Raw genomic sequence first — 15,183 nt, forward strand, 5'->3', positions numbered from 1 at the left:
CATGAAAACTGCTCCCGTCGAAGACGAAGGTATCCGCCTTGCCAAGCGCGTGGCCGCAATGGCCGGCGTGTCGCGGCGCGAAGCCGAACTGCTGATAGAGAACGGCGCAGTGCGAGTCGATGGCGTGCCGCAGATGCTGCCCCAGTCGCGCGTGCTGCCGCACCAGCAGGTCGAGATCGAGGCTGGCGCCAAGCCCGAGCCCGTAGTGCCTGTCACATTGCTTCTGTACAAGCCTGCCGGCATGGCAACCGACACCGCGCACCGCCTGCTGGTAGCTGCGAACCATCACGAGCCCGAGCGCGCCGGACAGCGCTTTCTGCCGGCGCATGCAAAGGCACAGCGCTGCATGACGCCGCTCGAAACCGGCGCCAGCGGGCTGGTCGCGTACACGCAGGAGTTCCGCATCGAACGCAAGCTGCAGGAAGACGCGGGCATCCTCGAACACGAAGTAATGGTGGACGTGGCCGGCCCGGTGAGCCCCGAGGTGCTGGCGCGGCTGGAGCGCTCGCCGGCGCGCGTGAGCATCGGCCGCCAGAGCGACGAGCAGACGGGCCTGCGCTTTGCGCTCAAGGGCGCGCGGCCGGGGCAGATTGCCAACATCTGCGACGGCGTAAACCTGCGCATTCTGGCGATGCGGCGCATCCGCATCGGCCGCGTGCCGCTGGCGGGGCTGCAGCCCGGGCAGTGGCGCTACCTTGCACCCCACGAACGCTTCTGAAAAACAACAACGAAGAAATAAAGAAGAGAAGAGAAAGAGGACGACAACGACGATGCACCGCATGTTCGCGGCCTGCAATTTTCAGCCAGCGGCCCCGATGGGCCGCCGTCAGGGAGACTGAGCCATGAAGTTCGGACCACCGAGCACCGCCCTGGCCTGCACCGTGCCTCTGGCACTGGTAGCGGGCTGTACGCTTTTCGCGCCGCCGCCGCCGCCCGCGCCACCGGCACCACCGCCTGCCGTGGTCTCGAAGGACGGCCTGGCGCCCATCACCGAGGAGCAGGTCGAGCGCATCCGCGAGGCCATCGGCGGCAAGCCGCCCAGCCCGGCCGTCGGCAAGGTGGTGCGCAGCGCCTCGCCGACCATCGAGTCATTCGTGCGGACCGAGGGCTGCATCACCGCGCGCAACGGCGCGGTGCTCAACCCCTTTGCAGCGTCCGGCCGCCTGTTCGACGGCACGGGCTTCCAGGGCGGTCCGATGTCGGAAATGCAGTACCACGACAAGACCGCCTGCGTGACGGTGAAGCGCATCCAGAACTGGAAGATGGTCACGCCGAAGCTGCTGCGCTTCGAGGTGGTCTATGTGGGCGACGACGGCGAGGAGCGCGCCGTGAAGCGGCATGAGCTGATGCGCCAGCCCAAGGGGGGCTGGCTCTTCACGCGCTGAGGGCTGCGGCTGCGCGCTTCTGCGCGCGTTGCGCCACTGCAAACGACAGCTGCGCCACGATGCCCGCCCCCGCCAGCACGATGGCCGATGCCAGTGCAGGGTTGCGGTGGCCCATGCCCGCGAGCGCCGTGCACAGCGCGCCCACGGCCATCTGCGTGAAGCCGTAAAGGCCCGAGGCCGAGCCGATGACCTGCGGGTTCACGCTGATCGCCTGCGTGAGCGCGGCAGGCGAGGCCATGCCGGCGCCGACGGTGAACAGGAACATGCAGGCGACGATGAGCGGCACCGAAAGGTGATCGGCAAGCGCCGCGCCCAGCAGCACGAAGGCCGCAGCCACGCTCAGCGCATTCGAGCGAACCATGAGGCGGTCGACCCGCACGCGCGAGATCAGGTGGCTGGTGAGAAAGCTGCCGAGTCACACGCCCGACACCAGGATTGCGAGGTAGATGCCCGCCTCGTGCGCCGGCCGGTGCAGCTGGTCCACGAAGATGAAGGGCGCCGAGGCGATGAAGGCATACATCGACGTAGTGGCGCAGCCACCGCCGACCGAGAAGCCGAGAAAGGCCGGCGAGGCCAGCAGCTTCCTGTAGTTGCGGGCGAGCTCACGCGCATTGACAGCCGCACCGGGCGCGCCGGTTTCGGGCAGCAGGCGCCAGGTGAACAGGAAGCCGATGACACCGAGGGCAAAGAGCGCGTAGAAGATCGAGCGCCAGCCCAGCGCAGTGGCGAGCGCACCGCCGAGCAGCGGCGCGAGGCTCGGGCCGATGGTGACCATCAGGTTCATCAGCGCGAGGCGACGCGTGGCCTCTTGCGGCTCGGCCGTGTCGCGCACGATGCTGCGGCCGAGCACGAGGCCGGCGCAGCCACCGACCGCCTGGAACAGGCGCGCCGCGATGAGCGAATGCACTTCGGGCGCGACCGCGGCCGCAAGACCCGCCACGCAATAAAGCCCCAGCCCGAACAGCAGCACCGGCCGCCGCCCGTAGCGGTCGGCCAGCGGGCCGTACACCAGCTGGCCCACTGCCAGGCCGAAGATGTAGAGGCTCACCGTCATCTGCATGGCGCCGATGCCAGCCCCGAGGCTCTTTGCGGCGATGGGCAGCGCGGGCACGAAGATGTGCATGGCGAGCGTGCCGCTGAAGGTGACCAGCGCCAGCAGCCACAGCGGCGCGTGCGGGCGGCGCTGTGGCGCGGAGGCGATGGCTGCGGTCATTGCTTGGTGGTGGTTGCGCCGCCGGTCAGGTTGCCTTGCGCAAGGTTCGTATCTTCAGGCTCCCAGCCGCCGCCCAGTGCCATGAAAAGCATGACCTGGTCGTCGGACAGCTGCGCTTCGCTGGCGGCCAGTGCGGACTCGCTCGCGGCCAGCGCGCGCTCGGCGTCGAGCGAATCGAGGTAGCCGGTGCGGCCGTTCTGGTACAGCTGGCGCGCCTGCCGCGCGACGATGGCGCTCTGGTCGCGCGAGGCTTCCAGCGCGGCCCGGCGGTCGAGTTCGCGGGCGTAGTTGCCGAGCGCGGTCTCGGTCTCGCGCAGCGCGGTGAGCACGGTGCCATCGAACTTGGCGAGCGCGCCGCGCGTGCCGGCTTCGGCCTGCGCGATGCGCGACTGGACCACGCCGGTGTTCGGAATCGTCCACGAGATCAGCGGGCCGAGGCTGTAGCTCCTGCTGTCCTTGCGGCCGAAATCGGCGGCGGTGCTGGCCGACATTGCCGACAGGCCGATCGACACGTGCGGGTACAGGTCGGCCGTGGCGACGCCGATGCGCGCGGTGGACGCGGCCAACGTGCGCTCGGCCTGGCGGATGTCGGGCCGGCGGCGCAGCAGCTGCGCGCCGTCGCCCACGGGCAGCACGCCGGCCACGCGCGGCGGCGTGGTGCAGCCGGCCACCTCGCGCGGAAAATCTTGCGGCAGCGCGCCGGTGAGCGTGGCCAGGCGGTACAGCGCGGCCTGGCGGCTGGCCTGCAGCGGCGGCAGCGCGGCGTTGAGCGATTGCAGCTGCGCACGCGCGCGGCCCGCATCGATGGCGCCGGCGCGCCCGGCCTTCTGCAGGCGCTCGGTGACGTTCACCGCGTCTTTCTGCAGGTCGACGGACTTCTGCGCGATCTCCAGGCGCAAGCCGGTGGAACAGGCTTCGGCGTAGGCACGCGCGGTGCCCGCGGCGACGTTGACGCGCACCAGGTCGAGCGCGGCTTCGGCCGCTTCGGTGTTGGCGGCCGAGGCTTCGATGGCGCGGCGCAGCTGGCCGAACAGGTCGACCTGGTACGACAGCGAGGCGCCCAGGCCGTAGTTGAAGGTGCTCGGCGGCTCGTAGCCGCGCTGCAGCAACTGGATGCCCGACTGGTGGCCGAACGACGGACCGCCGTTCACGCCGATGGTGGGGTACTTGCCGCCGGCCACTTCGTCGTCGATGGCGCGTTCGCGCTCGAGGTTGGCCACCGCCTGGCGCAGGTCGGTGTTGTGCGCGAGGGCCTGCTCGACGAGGCGATCAAGCAGCGGGTCGTGATACAGGCGCCACCAGTGCGCGGGCAGCGGCGCGGCGTTGGCGGGTGCCTCGGCGAAGGGCTTGCCGGCAGCGCTCTGGCTGGCGAGCGCCTCGGGCGGCTGCTTGTAGTCGGGGCCGACCGCCGCGCAGGCCGCGAGCCCGGCGGCGACGGCCAGCGATGCAAGGCGAAATGCGAAGCGGGTCATGCTGTTCATCCCTTCTGCGGCGCTGGGGTCGTTGCCGCCGTCTTCTGCGCCGCCTTGTTCTCCAGCACCTGCACCGTCACCGTCTGGCCCGCGACGAGGCGCGCGCCCTGCGGCAGCGGATCGAGCTTGATGCGCACCGGAATGCGCTGCGCGAGCCGCACCCAATTGAAGGTCGGGTTCACGCTGGGCAGCAGGTTGGCGCTGGTGGAGCGGTCGTGGTCGGCGATGCCGGCAGCCACGCTGTCGACCGCGCCTTCGAACACCGCGCCGCCGCCCATCGGCGTGACGCGCACGCGGTCGCCGAGGTGGATGCGCGGCAGCTTGGTTTCCTCGAAATAGCCTTCGACGTAGAACGATTGCGCATCGACCAGCGCGAGCACCGGGCGGCCCACCGCGGCGTAGCTGCCCTGGCGCAGGTCGAGGTTGGTAACGAGGCCGTCGGTGGGCGCGCGCACCTCGGCGCGCTGCAGGTTGAGGCGAGCCGAATCGAGCGCCACCTCGGCCTGCGCAACCGCGGCCTGCATCTGCTCGACGCGCGAGCGGGTCTGTTCGCGCGACTCCTTCGAGATCAGGTCGTCGAGCCCCGTGTTGCGCGTGTTCTCGCGCTGCGCCTGGGCGCTCTGGGCGCGCTGCGCGGCGAGCACGGCCTGGGCCTGGCGCACGGCGAGGTCGTAGCGCGCACGGTCCACCTCGAACAGCAGCGTGCCGGCGGCGACCGGCTGGTTGTCCTTGATCGGCACTGCCGTGACGAGGCCCGACACGTCGGGCGCAATCTGCACGACGTTGGCGCGCACGCGGCCGTCGCGCGTCCACGGCGCGAGTTCGTAGTGGTCCCACAGTCGCAGGCCGGCCCACACGGCGGCGGCCACCACGACCACGGTGAAAAGAACGCGCCCGAGGCGCTGGGCCCACGGGTTTTCTGCGGAAGGACTGGTGGTGGCTTTCATGGAGATCTCTTTGTCTATTTGTTTATTGGAGGTAGGAGGTGACGCGGCTCAGCGCGTAGAGCAGCAGCAGGTAGAGCGCCATGTCGAACAGCGCCGGATGCCACACCCAGCGGTACACGCCGGTGGCCGCGAGCAGGCGACGCACGCCCCACAGCGCGAGCAGCGCGCCGAGGGCCAGCACCATGATCCAGGGCAGGTAGAGGCCGTAGAAACTGGCTTCGCCGATCATGCGGAAGCTCCTTGCTTGGACGCGCCCAACATCGGCGGCGCATCGGGAAAAAGATTGCGGCGCAGGCCGACCAGTGCGGTGACGGCGGCGCGCGAAGTCGATGAAGCAGCGGTGTCGCGCGCTTCGAGCATTGCGTTCAGCGCCTCGTCGATCTGCGGCAGCAGGCCCGGCGGACGCGGATTCATGCGGCCTTCCGAACGCTGGCGGAAGAAGCGCGAGACGCCGCCCAGCAGCGCGGCCGATGTGGCCAGCGGCAGTTGGGCGCGCACGCGCTGCAGCACGGCGATGTCGGCACCCATGCGCAGGTCGCGCAGCGCATCGTTGGCCGCCACGCCTTCGACGGTGCCGCCGGCCTGCGCGATGCGCGGCGCGAGCAGGCCGATGCGGTCGAGCATGCGCACGGCATAGGCGTCGCTCTGCGCATACTGCGGTTGAGAAGACGCGGCCATGTCGCCGAGCTCGCGCCAGGTGGCGCGCTGGATGCGGCGCGCGCTCCAGTCGGCGCCCACCGAACGCACCAGGCGGGTGACGCGCGCCGCAACGACCACGCCGACGATCTGGCCGATCATGCTGTTGAGGAAGCTCACGAGGTCGGAGCTGGCCGTGTCGTGCAGCGCGAGCGTGCCGGCCACGCCGAAGATCAGCGCCATAGCAGGCATGAAGTGCGTCGGGCGCGGCAGGTAGAGGCCCAGCAGCAGGAAGAGCGGCGCGCAGATCACCACGAGCATGCCGAAGTCCTGCACCGTGGGCATCAGCACCAGCACATAGAGTGCCGAGATCGGAATGGACAACAGCGTCCACTTCAGGAAGCCGTGAATCGCCGGCACGGGGTCGTCCATGGTGGCGAAGAAGCAGCAGAAGACGGCGGCCATCATGGTCGCGGCCGAGCCCATGGGCCAGCCAGTGACGATCCAGAACGCGCCGCACAGGCAGATGGCGATGACGGCGGCGAGCGCGGAAAGCAGCGCCATGCCGTAGTCGCGATGCAGCACGCGACTGCCGAGCGCTGCCGTGCGGCGCAACGGGGCGGCGCCCTTCAGGCCTTCGTCGATGTCGAGACGCAGCTGGGCGCAGGCGGTCCAGCCGTCGACGAGTTCTTCGAGGCGACCTGCGAGGCCGATGCGCAGGGCGCGGCCCCATGGAGTCTGTTGCTGCGCGTTCGCGGGCGTGACGCTCAGTGCGTCGATGGCGCGGCGCAGGGCTTGCAGGCGTTCGGCGCGGGTTGCTGCATCGCCGGTGGGTTCGGCTTCTTCGCGCAGCCACTGTGCGGCCTGCGAGAGCACGGCGGCCACATCGGGAGCCAGCCGGCCTTCGGCCTGCTCCAGCGCCTGCAGGCGGTCTTCGACGGCCGACAGGGCCGGAGTGAGCGCGGCAACGCGGTCCTGCATGGCGCGGATGGCGCCCGCGGTCCAGCGCAGGTGCGTGGTGTCGAAGGGCACGTGGGTGGAGAGCAGGCGCAGCTGCGTGATGTCGCCGGCGAGGCGGCGGCGGTCGTCGTCGAGGCGCTTCGGGTCAGCGTTGCTGCTGCGGCCGGCGGGCTGCAGCAGGTCGCCGAGCCACTTGCGCGCGTCCTGCAGCGTGCGGTCGAGCAGGCCCAGCACGGTCGGCGCAAGCCCCGCGGGCAGCACGAGGCTGTGGACCAGCGTGGCGCAGAAGATGCCGAGGCCGATTTCTTCCACGCGCGCCACCGCGGTGTCGAACAGCGCGAGCGGCGTCTGCACAGAAGGAAAGCCGATCAGCGCCGCCGTGTAGCCCGCGAGCATGAACACGTACGAGCGCGGCGTGCGGTCGAGCAGCGAAATACACAGGCACAGCCCGACCCACAGCGCGAGCACCAGCGTCAGCAGCTCGGGCGCGTTGGACAGCGCGGGCACCAGCAGCACGGTCGCAGTACTGCCGATGAGCGTGCCGAAGAAGCGGTACACCGCTTTCGAACGCACGGCGCCGGCCAGCGGATGGGCGACGATGTAGGTGGTCATGAGCGCCCAGAACGGGCGCGGCAGGCCGGCGCGGCTGGCAAGGTACATCGCCAGCATGGCCGCGGCGAAGCTCTTGCCGGAAAAGAGAAGCTCCGCGCGGCTGAAGCGCGGCAGGCTGAGCGCGGCCATCTGCTGCTACCTGCGCCCTTCCTGCGGCGGCGGGCTCTGCACGGAACGAACGCCCATGCGCTCCTCAAGCACGCCGAACACGCGCAGGCAGGCGGCGACGTCCTCGTCGGACACGCCGTCGAACAGCGACACCCGCATCAGCGTCAGCGCCGCCTCGATGGGCTCGCAGGCGGCCTTGCCGGCTTCGGTGAGATGAAGCGTCTTGGCGCGGCGGTCGGCCGGGTCTTCGCGGCGCTCTACAAGGCCGGCTTCCACCAGTTGGTCGACCGAGCGCACCAGCGACGGCCCCTCGATGCCCAGCGCCTCGGCCAGCACGCCCTGGCGCACCTCGCCGTTCATGCGCCCGAGCATCACGATCGGGTAGGCCAGCGTCTGCGACACGCCGACGTGCGCCACCGCCTTGTCCGCCGCGGCGCGGTAACCGCGCTGCAGCACCGCCAGCGACGTGCCGAGCCGCATCAGCGCCTGTTCGCGCGTCGGTTGAGGGTTGGGTTGGTCGCTCACGATAGCCGCCTATTAATTAGCATGCTATCGATTGTACGGGTAACTACCAATCCTTGCCAGCGGCAAGGCTGCCGCCCGCCTTCAGGGCCGAAGGCGCGAAAAAATGGAACGGGAGAAAGAAGAAAAGTGTGAAGCCCGCCGATAAGCCGGATTCTGTGCATCGAAGGCCTCTTGCGAAGCCTTCGACGTGACCGCCATTACTCTGGGCCGTCTGTCACCAGACGGCTCGATGCCACCTACCCGCCAGCTCAGCGGAACCACCTCAATACTGGCCTACTTGGTGTTGCTGCGCGCAGAGATTGCCCGTTTCACCCGAACTTAATCGGCTCGTCTCTGTTGCTCTGATCCTCACCTCACGGTGGAGAGTCGTTAACTCCTGCGCTGTCCTATGCAGTCCGGACGTTCCTCCAGTGCGCTCTTTCGAGACTTGCACCAGCGGCGGTCTGGCGTGCTTCACGGGGCGGATTATCGCCTCTACCCGAGCGCGCCTTCGGGCTGGTCTCACAATGCGCGCTGTTCGTCCGACAAACGCATTGATCCAAGGAGACTCCATCCATGAAGGCCCAGAACATCCTCGAGACCATCGGCAACACACCGCACATCCGCATCAACCGACTGTTCGGCAATGCGAAGCAGCAGGTGTGGATCAAGTCGGAGCGCGCCAACCCCGGCGGCTCGATCAAGGACCGCATCGCGCTGTCGATGGTGGAAGACGCCGAGAAGAGCGGCGCGCTCAAGCCCGGCGGCACCATCGTCGAGCCCACCTCGGGCAATACCGGCATCGGCCTTGCCATGGTGGCGGCCGTCAAGGGCTACAAGCTGATCCTGGTGATGCCCGACAGCATGTCCATCGAGCGCCGCCGCCTGATGCTGGCCTACGGCGCCTCATTCGACCTGACGCCGCGCGCCAACGGCATGAAGGGCTCCATCGCCCGCGCCGAGGAAATCGTGGCCGGTACGCCCGGCGCGTGGATGCCGCAGCAGTTCAACAACCCCGCGAATGTCGAAGTGCACGTGCGCACCACGGCCGAGGAAATCGCGGCTGACTTCCCTGACGGCATCGACGTGCTGATCACCGGCGTGGGCACGGGCGGCCACATCACGGGCGTGGCGCAGGTGCTGAAGAAGAAGTGGCCGAAGCTGCAGGTGTTCGCGGTCGAGCCGGTGGCTTCGCCCGTCATTTCCGGCGGCGCGCCGGCGCCGCACCCCATCCAGGGCATCGGCGCGGGCTTCATTCCGAAGAACCTCGACACCTCGCTGCTCGACGGCGTGCTGCAGGTCGACGCCGAACCAGCGCGCGAAATGGCCCGCCGCTGCGCGCGCGAGGAAGGCATTCTGGTCGGCATTTCGTCGGGGGCCACGCTCGCTGCCATCGCGCAGAAGCTGCCCTCGCTGGCGCCCGATGCGGTGGTGCTGGGCTTCAACTACGACACGGGCGAGCGATACCTTTCGGTCGAAGGCTTCCTGCCCGCCTGATCCAGCTATAGCTTTCATAGCGCCCTCGGCGCGTAAAATGCGCGGCCTGCTTGATAAACACAAGCCCTACGCCGCCATGCTGAGAATCTCCGAACTCAAACTCCCGCTCGACCACGCGCCCGACGCGCTGGTCACCCTGATCGCCAGGACGCTCGACGTTCCGCTCGACGCGATCGCCTCCCACACCGTCTACAAACGCAGCTTCGACGCGCGCAAGGTCGAACTGCTCACGGTCTACATCTGCGACGTGCAGTTGGCCGACGCGAAGCTCGAAGCCGCGCTGCTCGCGAAGCACGCGGGCCACCCGCACATCCAGAGCGCTCCAGACATGCGCTACACGCCGCCGGCCAATGCAGCCGAAGGCACGGCGCGGCCGGTGGTGATCGGCTTCGGCCCCTGCGGCATCTTCGCGGCGCTGATGCTCGCGAAGATGGGCTTCAAGCCCATCGTGCTCGAACGCGGCAAGACCGTGCGCCAGCGCACCCGCGACACCTGGGGCCTGTGGCGCAAGAGCGTGCTCAACCCCGAGTCGAACGTGCAGTTCGGCGAAGGCGGCGCCGGCACCTTTTCGGACGGCAAGCTCTACAGCCAGATCAAGGACCCGCGCTTCCTCGGCCGCAAGGTGATGGAAGAGTTCGTGAAGGCTGGCGCGCCGCCCGAAATTCTTTATGTCGCGCATCCGCACATCGGCACTTTCAAGCTGGTGAAGGTGGTCGAGAACATCCGCGAGCAGATCGTGGCGCTTGGCGGCGAGATCCGCTTCGAGCAGCGCGTGACCGACGTGCACATCGAAGACGGACACCTTCGCGGCCTCACCGTGCTCGACCAGACGACCGGCCAAAGCAGCGAGCTGCGCGCCGACCACGTCGTGATGGCGCTCGGCCACAGCTCGCGCGACACCTTCGAGATGCTGCACAAGCGCGGCGTGCACATCGAGGCCAAGCCCTTCTCCATTGGCTTTCGCGTGGAGCATCCGCAAGGCCTGATCGACCGCGCACGCTGGGGCCGCCATGCGGGCCACCCGCTGCTCGGTGCGGCCGACTACAAGCTGGTGCACCACGCGAGCAACGGCCGCTCGGTCTACAGCTTCTGCATGTGCCCAGGCGGCACCGTGGTCGCGGCCACCAGCGAGCCGGGCCGCGTAGTCACCAACGGCATGAGCCAGTACTCGCGCAACGAGCGCAACGCCAATGCGGGCATCGTGGTGGGCATCGACCCACGTGACTTCCCAGGATGGGAATCCAATTCCTCTGGCGATGCGCTCGCGGGCATCGCGCTGCAGCGCGAACTCGAAAGCAATGCCTTCGTGCTCGGCGGCGGCGACTACCGCGCGCCGGGCCAGCTGGTGGGCGACTTCATCGCCGGCAAGCCCTCTACGGCGCTCGGCAGCGTGATGCCGTCGTACAAGCCGGGCGTGACGCCGACCGACCTGCACAAGGCCCTGCCCGCCTACGCCATCGAAGCCATGCGCGAGGCCTTTCCCGCCTTCGGCCGCAAGATCAAGGGCTTCGACACGCACGACGCGGTGCTCACCGGCGTCGAGACGCGCACCTCGTCGCCCATCCGCATCACGCGCGGCGACGACTTCCAGAGCCTCAACGTGCGCGGCCTCTACCCTGCCGGCGAAGGCGCGAGCTACGCGGGCGGCATCCTGTCGGCTGGTGTCGATGGCATCAAGGTGGCCGAGGCCGTGGCGCACGGCGTGCTGGCCGAGGCCGAACGCGAACGCACCGCGAGCGTCTGATGCAAGTCATGCACTTCGAGCGCCCCACCCTCGGCCAGCTGACCGCCGCCACGCTCGCGATGGCAGCCGTGGTGCTGGCTTCCAACATCCTCGTGCAGTTCGCCATCAACGACTGGCTGACCTGGGGCGCCTTCACCTACCCGGTGGCATACCTCGTGAGCGACCTCGTCAACCGGCGCTTCGGCCCCGGCATGGCGCGGCGCGTGGCATGGGTCGGCTTTGCCGTCGCCGTGGGCATCTCGCTGCTGCTCGCGCCGGTGCGCATCGCGGCGGCCTCGGGGCTGGCCTTCATTGCCTCCCAGCTGCTCGACATCTGCGTGTTCGACCGGCTGCGGCGCGGCCTCTGGTGGCGCGCGCCACTGGTGGCCACGGTGATCGCGGCGGTGCTCGACAGTATCGTGTTCTGGGGCATCGCCTTCGCGGGCACCGAAGGCCCGTGGTTCACGTGGGCGCTGGGTGACCTCGCCGTGAAGCTCGCCGTCGGCGTGCTGATGCTGCTGCCGTTCCGGCTGCTGATCGGCCGGCAGGCGGCGCGGGCTTCAGCCCTGGGCCATTGAGGACATCGATGGCGAACGACGACTTTCACTTCTACGAACCCGCCAAGGGCCACGGCCTGCCGCACGACCCATTCAACGCGATGGTCGGGCCGCGCCCCATCGGCTGGATCTCGTCGCAGGACGCGAACGGCGTGCTCAACCTCGCGCCCTACAGCTTCTTCAACGCCTTCAACTACACGCCGCCCATCGTCGGTTTCGCCAGCATCGGCGCCAAGGACAGCCTGCACAACATCCGCCAGACGCGCGAGTTCGGCTGGAACCTGGCGACCCGGCCGCTGGCCGAGCAGATGAACCGCTCGTGCGCCGCCGTGCCGCCCGAGGTGAACGAGTTCGAACTCGCCGGGCTCACCACCGCCGCCTCGAAAACCATCGCAGTGCCGCGGGTGGCCGAGAGCCCTGTGTCCTTCGAGTGCAGGCTCACGCAGATCCTGCAGCTCGAGGGCGTGGACGGCACGCCCGTGCAAACCTGGCTGGTCCTCGGCGAAGTGGTGGGCGTGCACATTGCGCGCCACCTGCTGAAGGACGGCATCTACGACACCACCGCGGCGCAGCCCATCCTGCGCGGCGGCGGGCCGGCGGACTATTTCGAAGTCAGCCCCGACAATCTCTTCAGGATGTTCCGGCCGCGCTGAAGGCGCCAAACCGGACTTCATTTCTTTCCCTTTCATTCCATCGCGACCCTCGCCGCGCCCCCCGCATGACCGACGCTTCCACCGCCACCCCGAAGACGAACGCGCGCCCGCCCCGGCGTCAGCAACTGGACATGGCCGATCAGCTGAAGCAGCTGCAGGCCGGCCCCGATGCGGATTCGGGCACGAGCACCAGCGCGGAAACTCCCGCGCAGCAACCGCGCGAACCCCGCGAACCTCGCCAGTCCCGCCCGCCCCGCCAGAACAACCAGGGCGGGGGCAACCAGCGCCCGCAGCGGCAGCAACAGCAGCCGCGCAAGCAGGGTGCGCAAGGCCAGGCACAGGGCCAGGCACAGGCTCAACCGCAGCGCGCGCCGCGCAAGGTCAACCCGGTGCTCGAGCGCCTGTTCGAGCTGTACCCGCAGCTCTTCGGCGCGCGCTTCGTGCCGCTGAAGCTCGGCGTGTACGAGGAACTGCTCGCGCGCCACCCCGAAGACTTCAAGGCCGAAGACCTGAAGATCGCCATGGGCCAGCACGCGCGCTCCACGCGCTATCTGGAGGCCGTGGCCGCCGGTCTGGCGCGCCACGACCTCGACGGCAACGCGCTCGACCCGGTCGCGCCGGAGCACGTGCACCACGCCATCCTCGAGCTGCACCGCCGCCGCCTGCAGCGTGCCAACGGCGAAGACCTGCGCCCGCAGCTGGTCGCGCGCATCGCCAAGGCCGTCGAGGCCTCGGGCCTGGATCGCGAAGCCTATGCAGTGCTGGTGCGCTCGCGTGACGAGAACAACAACGCCGTGGTGGACGAGGCCCTGGCCGAACTCGCCCAGCAGGCCGCCAAGCGCGAGGCGCTGCTGCGCGCCTTCGAGGCCAGCGGACGCAGCGAGCAGGAGTTCGCCGACATGTACGGCATGAAGCATGGCGATGTGACGCGCACGCTGCAACGCGCACGCGCCGATCGCGAGGCACCTGCGGCGCCGGCTGCAACGCCTGCAACGACGCAGGCCGTCGACGAGGCGCCCGAAGCGCCTGAAGCACCCGAAGCAGACTGAACACGCCGCACAAACGAAAAAGCCGCCACAGCAATGTGGCGGCTTTTTTCATGGCGCCGCGGACTTGCCGCGACCGACTGATCAGCGCTGCGCGTTCTGCAGCGCAGCAATGCGCTCTTCGATCGGCGGGTGCGTGGCAAACAGCTTGCCGATGCTGCCGGTGATGCCCATGGCTTCCACGGCCTTCGGCAGTTCGCCGGCAGGCAGGCCACCGAGGCGCGCGAGCGCGTTGATCATTGGCTGCTTCTGGCCCATCAGCGCGGCCGCACCGGCGTCGGCGCGGAACTCGCGATGGCGCGAGAACCAGGCCACCACCATCGCGGCGGCGAAGCCGAGCACGATGTCCAGCACGATGGTGCTCACGTAGTAGCCGATGCCGGGGCCCGACGAACGGTCGTCGCCGCGGCGCAGGAAGCTGTCGACCGCGTAGCCGATCACGCGCGACAGGAACACGACGAAGGTGTTCATCACGCCCTGAATGAGCGTCATCGTGACCATGTCGCCGTTGGCGATGTGGGCCACTTCGTGGCCGATGACGGCCTCGACCTCTTCGCGCGTCATGCCCTGCAACAGGCCGGTGGACACTGCCACCAGCGACGAGTTCTTGAACGCGCCAGTCGCGAAGGCATTGGGCTCGCCTTCGAAGATGCCGACCTCGGGCATGCCGATGCCGGCCTTGTCTGCGAACTTGCGCACCGTGCCGACGATCCAGGCCTCGTCGGGCGACTGGGGGTTGTCGATCATGCGCAGGCCGGCGGTCCACTTGGCCATGGGCTTGCTGATGAGCAGCGAGATGATCGCGCCGCCGAAACCCATCACCAGCGCGAAGCCGAGCAGCGCCGTGAGGTTGAGCCCGTTGGCCGTGAGGAAGCGATTGACGCCCAGCAGACTGGCGACCACGCCGAGCACCGCGACGACCATCACATTGGTCAAAACGAACAGAAGGATACGTTTCAAGTTGAATTCTCCGTGGGGAAATCTGCCACCTAGATGAGGCCCCTGGGGCTCTCTTCAAGCCGTGCATGGCGTGGAGGCGCTGGGTGTTGTTGTGCGTTCTGGGGCGCTCCGGTCGGCGGAAGCCGGTAGAGCCATGATAGGAGCAAAAGTTCTACGCCCCCGGTATTCCCCGGCCCGGCAAGGGCCTGAAAACCTGCGGATCGGCATAGAACGCCGCCGCCTCGTTGTCGCTACACCAGCCGGGCACGCCGAGCACCGGCAGCGGCACGAAGGGCTTGCTTTCGAGCTGCCGCGCGTCGAGCGCCTGCGCCATGCGCTCGTCATCGAACGCAGCCGGGCCGGCCGCGTCGTGCGTCAGCAGCACATGCGCGGTGATCGGCTTGCGCGGCGTGATCAGTTTTTCGAGCAGCGCATGGCCAAAGAGCAGCAGGCGGGCTTCGCTCCACAGTGCGCGTTGCGTGACGAACAGCGTGTGCCAGTCGCGCGCGATCAGCGCCTGCCACAGCGCGGGCGGCGCATCGAGCACCGCGCCGTTCTCGTCGAACAGCGTGAGCGCATCGCGCAGCGGGCCTCGCACGGCGGCAACGCCGCTGCGTGCGATCTCAGCCGCCTGCAGTTCGTTGAGGCGGCGCTTGGTCTGCGGAAAGGCGAGCCAGACGAGGCCGTTGAAAAGATCGTGCAGGTTGTCGCGCGTGGGGACCGTGCGGGTGCGAAAGATGAAGGCCTCATACGCCTCGTCAGGCAGGAGACGTTCCTGTGGCACGAATTGCACGGGGCACGGTCCGATGCCATTTAATGCTTCGTGTAGTGAAAGCCCCGAGCGCCACGCTGTTTCGACCCGCTGTTTGTCAGCGAATGGCCAGAGCCAAGGCGCAATAGGATTGCCGTCTGTCGATGCAGCCGCTTGCAT

Annotated in this window: 14 protein-coding genes, 1 other RNA gene and 1 pseudogene; 7 read left to right on the top strand and 9 right to left on the bottom strand. The window is 68.6% G+C overall.

The window, feature by feature from the left end; translation table 11 throughout:
- Position 1: 1 nt before the first annotated feature.
- Together NWF24_RS27345 and NWF24_RS27350 are read left to right on the top strand one after the other, a co-directional pair.
- Positions 2-718, top strand: coding sequence for an RNA pseudouridine synthase (locus NWF24_RS27345; protein ID WP_258351278.1), 717 nt, complete (start codon positions 2-4; stop codon positions 716-718).
- 124 nt (positions 719-842) lie between these two features.
- On the top strand, positions 843-1,385 hold the full coding sequence (locus NWF24_RS27350) for a hypothetical protein (RefSeq protein WP_093078555.1): 543 nt from the start codon (positions 843-845) through the stop codon (positions 1,383-1,385).
- Here the strand turns inward: NWF24_RS27350 and NWF24_RS27355 are convergent.
- From NWF24_RS27355 to rnpB, 7 genes and pseudogenes are all read right to left on the bottom strand, one after another.
- Positions 1,375-2,598: pseudogene (locus NWF24_RS27355) on the bottom strand (multidrug effflux MFS transporter). The gene NWF24_RS27350 and the pseudogene NWF24_RS27355 overlap by 11 nt on opposite strands.
- On the bottom strand, positions 2,595-4,079 hold the full coding sequence (locus NWF24_RS27360) for an efflux transporter outer membrane subunit (RefSeq protein WP_258351279.1): 1,485 nt from the start codon (positions 4,077-4,079) through the stop codon (positions 2,595-2,597). Before NWF24_RS27360 ends, NWF24_RS27355 begins: the two are co-directional and overlap by 4 nt.
- Positions 4,076-5,017, bottom strand: a complete 942-nt coding sequence (locus tag NWF24_RS27365) for an efflux RND transporter periplasmic adaptor subunit (protein WP_258351280.1) — start codon at positions 5,015-5,017, stop codon at positions 4,076-4,078. Before NWF24_RS27365 ends, NWF24_RS27360 begins: the two co-directional genes overlap by 4 nt.
- Before the next feature lie 22 nt (positions 5,018-5,039).
- On the bottom strand, positions 5,040-5,246 hold the full coding sequence (locus NWF24_RS27370; RefSeq protein ID WP_093056341.1) for a DUF1656 domain-containing protein: 207 nt from the start codon (positions 5,244-5,246) through the stop codon (positions 5,040-5,042).
- Complete coding sequence (locus tag NWF24_RS27375) at positions 5,243-7,354, bottom strand: FUSC family protein (RefSeq protein ID WP_258351281.1); 2,112 nt, start codon at positions 7,352-7,354, stop codon at positions 5,243-5,245. The genes NWF24_RS27370 and NWF24_RS27375 overlap by 4 nt, the downstream gene beginning before the upstream one ends.
- A gap of 6 nt (positions 7,355-7,360) precedes the next feature.
- Positions 7,361-7,813: a MarR family winged helix-turn-helix transcriptional regulator gene (locus tag NWF24_RS27380; protein ID WP_258355361.1), complete on the bottom strand. Its 453-nt coding sequence runs from the start codon at positions 7,811-7,813 to the stop codon at positions 7,361-7,363.
- A 171-nt stretch (positions 7,814-7,984) separates the two neighbouring features.
- An RNA gene (gene rnpB / locus NWF24_RS27385) (RNase P RNA component class A) lies at positions 7,985-8,313 on the bottom strand.
- 100 nt (positions 8,314-8,413) lie between these two features.
- Here rnpB and cysK point away from each other — a divergent pair.
- The 5 genes from cysK (at position 8,414) to NWF24_RS27410 (ending at position 13,316) form a co-directional block, all read left to right on the top strand.
- Positions 8,414-9,334 (top strand): cysteine synthase A, encoded by a 921-nt coding sequence (gene cysK / locus NWF24_RS27390; RefSeq protein WP_093078546.1) that lies wholly within the window; start codon positions 8,414-8,416, stop codon positions 9,332-9,334.
- A 76-nt stretch (positions 9,335-9,410) separates the two neighbouring features.
- The gene (locus tag NWF24_RS27395; protein WP_258351282.1) at positions 9,411-11,078 is read left to right on the top strand and encodes an NAD(P)/FAD-dependent oxidoreductase; all 1,668 of its coding nucleotides are present in this window, start codon (positions 9,411-9,413) and stop codon (positions 11,076-11,078) included.
- Positions 11,078-11,635 (top strand): VUT family protein, encoded by a 558-nt coding sequence (locus tag NWF24_RS27400; protein ID WP_375338417.1) that lies wholly within the window; start codon positions 11,078-11,080, stop codon positions 11,633-11,635. Before NWF24_RS27395 ends, NWF24_RS27400 begins: the two co-directional genes overlap by 1 nt.
- A gap of 8 nt (positions 11,636-11,643) precedes the next feature.
- Entirely contained in the window at positions 11,644-12,267 is a 624-nt protein-coding gene (locus NWF24_RS27405) for a flavin reductase family protein (RefSeq protein WP_258351283.1), read from the top strand.
- A gap of 65 nt (positions 12,268-12,332) precedes the next feature.
- Positions 12,333-13,316, top strand: a complete 984-nt coding sequence (locus NWF24_RS27410; RefSeq protein ID WP_258351284.1) for a ProQ/FinO family protein — start codon at positions 12,333-12,335, stop codon at positions 13,314-13,316.
- An 81-nt stretch (positions 13,317-13,397) separates the two neighbouring features.
- Here NWF24_RS27410 and htpX read toward each other — a convergent pair whose 3' ends face one another.
- Both htpX and NWF24_RS27420 read right to left on the bottom strand, forming a co-directional pair.
- The gene (htpX, locus tag NWF24_RS27415) at positions 13,398-14,273 is read right to left on the bottom strand and encodes a protease HtpX (protein WP_258351285.1); all 876 of its coding nucleotides are present in this window, start codon (positions 14,271-14,273) and stop codon (positions 13,398-13,400) included.
- A 151-nt stretch (positions 14,274-14,424) separates the two neighbouring features.
- A complete protein-coding gene (locus tag NWF24_RS27420) occupies positions 14,425-15,183 on the bottom strand; it encodes a DUF3025 domain-containing protein (protein WP_375338418.1) in 759 nt (252 codons plus the stop codon).

This window comes from Variovorax paradoxus, from assembly GCF_024734665.1.
In the GTDB taxonomy this organism is placed as follows: domain Bacteria; phylum Pseudomonadota; class Gammaproteobacteria; order Burkholderiales; family Burkholderiaceae_C; genus Variovorax.

Coding starts and splice junctions, on each gene's coding strand:
- NWF24_RS27400 (WP_375338417.1), top strand. CDS start 11,078: ATGCAAGTCATGCACTTCGAGCGCCCCACCCTCGGCCAGCTGACCGCC.
- NWF24_RS27350 (WP_093078555.1), top strand. CDS start 843: ATGAAGTTCGGACCACCGAGCACCGCCCTGGCCTGCACCGTGCCTCTG.
- NWF24_RS27360 (WP_258351279.1), bottom strand. CDS start 4,079: ATGAACAGCATGACCCGCTTCGCATTTCGCCTTGCATCGCTGGCCGTC.
- NWF24_RS27395 (WP_258351282.1), top strand. CDS start 9,411: ATGCTGAGAATCTCCGAACTCAAACTCCCGCTCGACCACGCGCCCGAC.
- NWF24_RS27345 (WP_258351278.1), top strand. CDS start 2: ATGAAAACTGCTCCCGTCGAAGACGAAGGTATCCGCCTTGCCAAGCGC.
- NWF24_RS27370 (WP_093056341.1), bottom strand. CDS start 5,246: ATGATCGGCGAAGCCAGTTTCTACGGCCTCTACCTGCCCTGGATCATG.
- NWF24_RS27410 (WP_258351284.1), top strand. CDS start 12,333: ATGACCGACGCTTCCACCGCCACCCCGAAGACGAACGCGCGCCCGCCC.
- cysK (WP_093078546.1), top strand. CDS start 8,414: ATGAAGGCCCAGAACATCCTCGAGACCATCGGCAACACACCGCACATC.
- NWF24_RS27365 (WP_258351280.1), bottom strand. CDS start 5,017: ATGAAAGCCACCACCAGTCCTTCCGCAGAAAACCCGTGGGCCCAGCGC.
- NWF24_RS27420 (WP_375338418.1), bottom strand. CDS start 15,183: ATGCAAGCGGCTGCATCGACAGACGGCAATCCTATTGCGCCTTGGCTC.
- NWF24_RS27405 (WP_258351283.1), top strand. CDS start 11,644: ATGGCGAACGACGACTTTCACTTCTACGAACCCGCCAAGGGCCACGGC.
- NWF24_RS27380 (WP_258355361.1), bottom strand. CDS start 7,813: ATGCGGCTCGGCACGTCGCTGGCGGTGCTGCAGCGCGGTTACCGCGCC.
- NWF24_RS27375 (WP_258351281.1), bottom strand. CDS start 7,354: ATGGCCGCGCTCAGCCTGCCGCGCTTCAGCCGCGCGGAGCTTCTCTTT.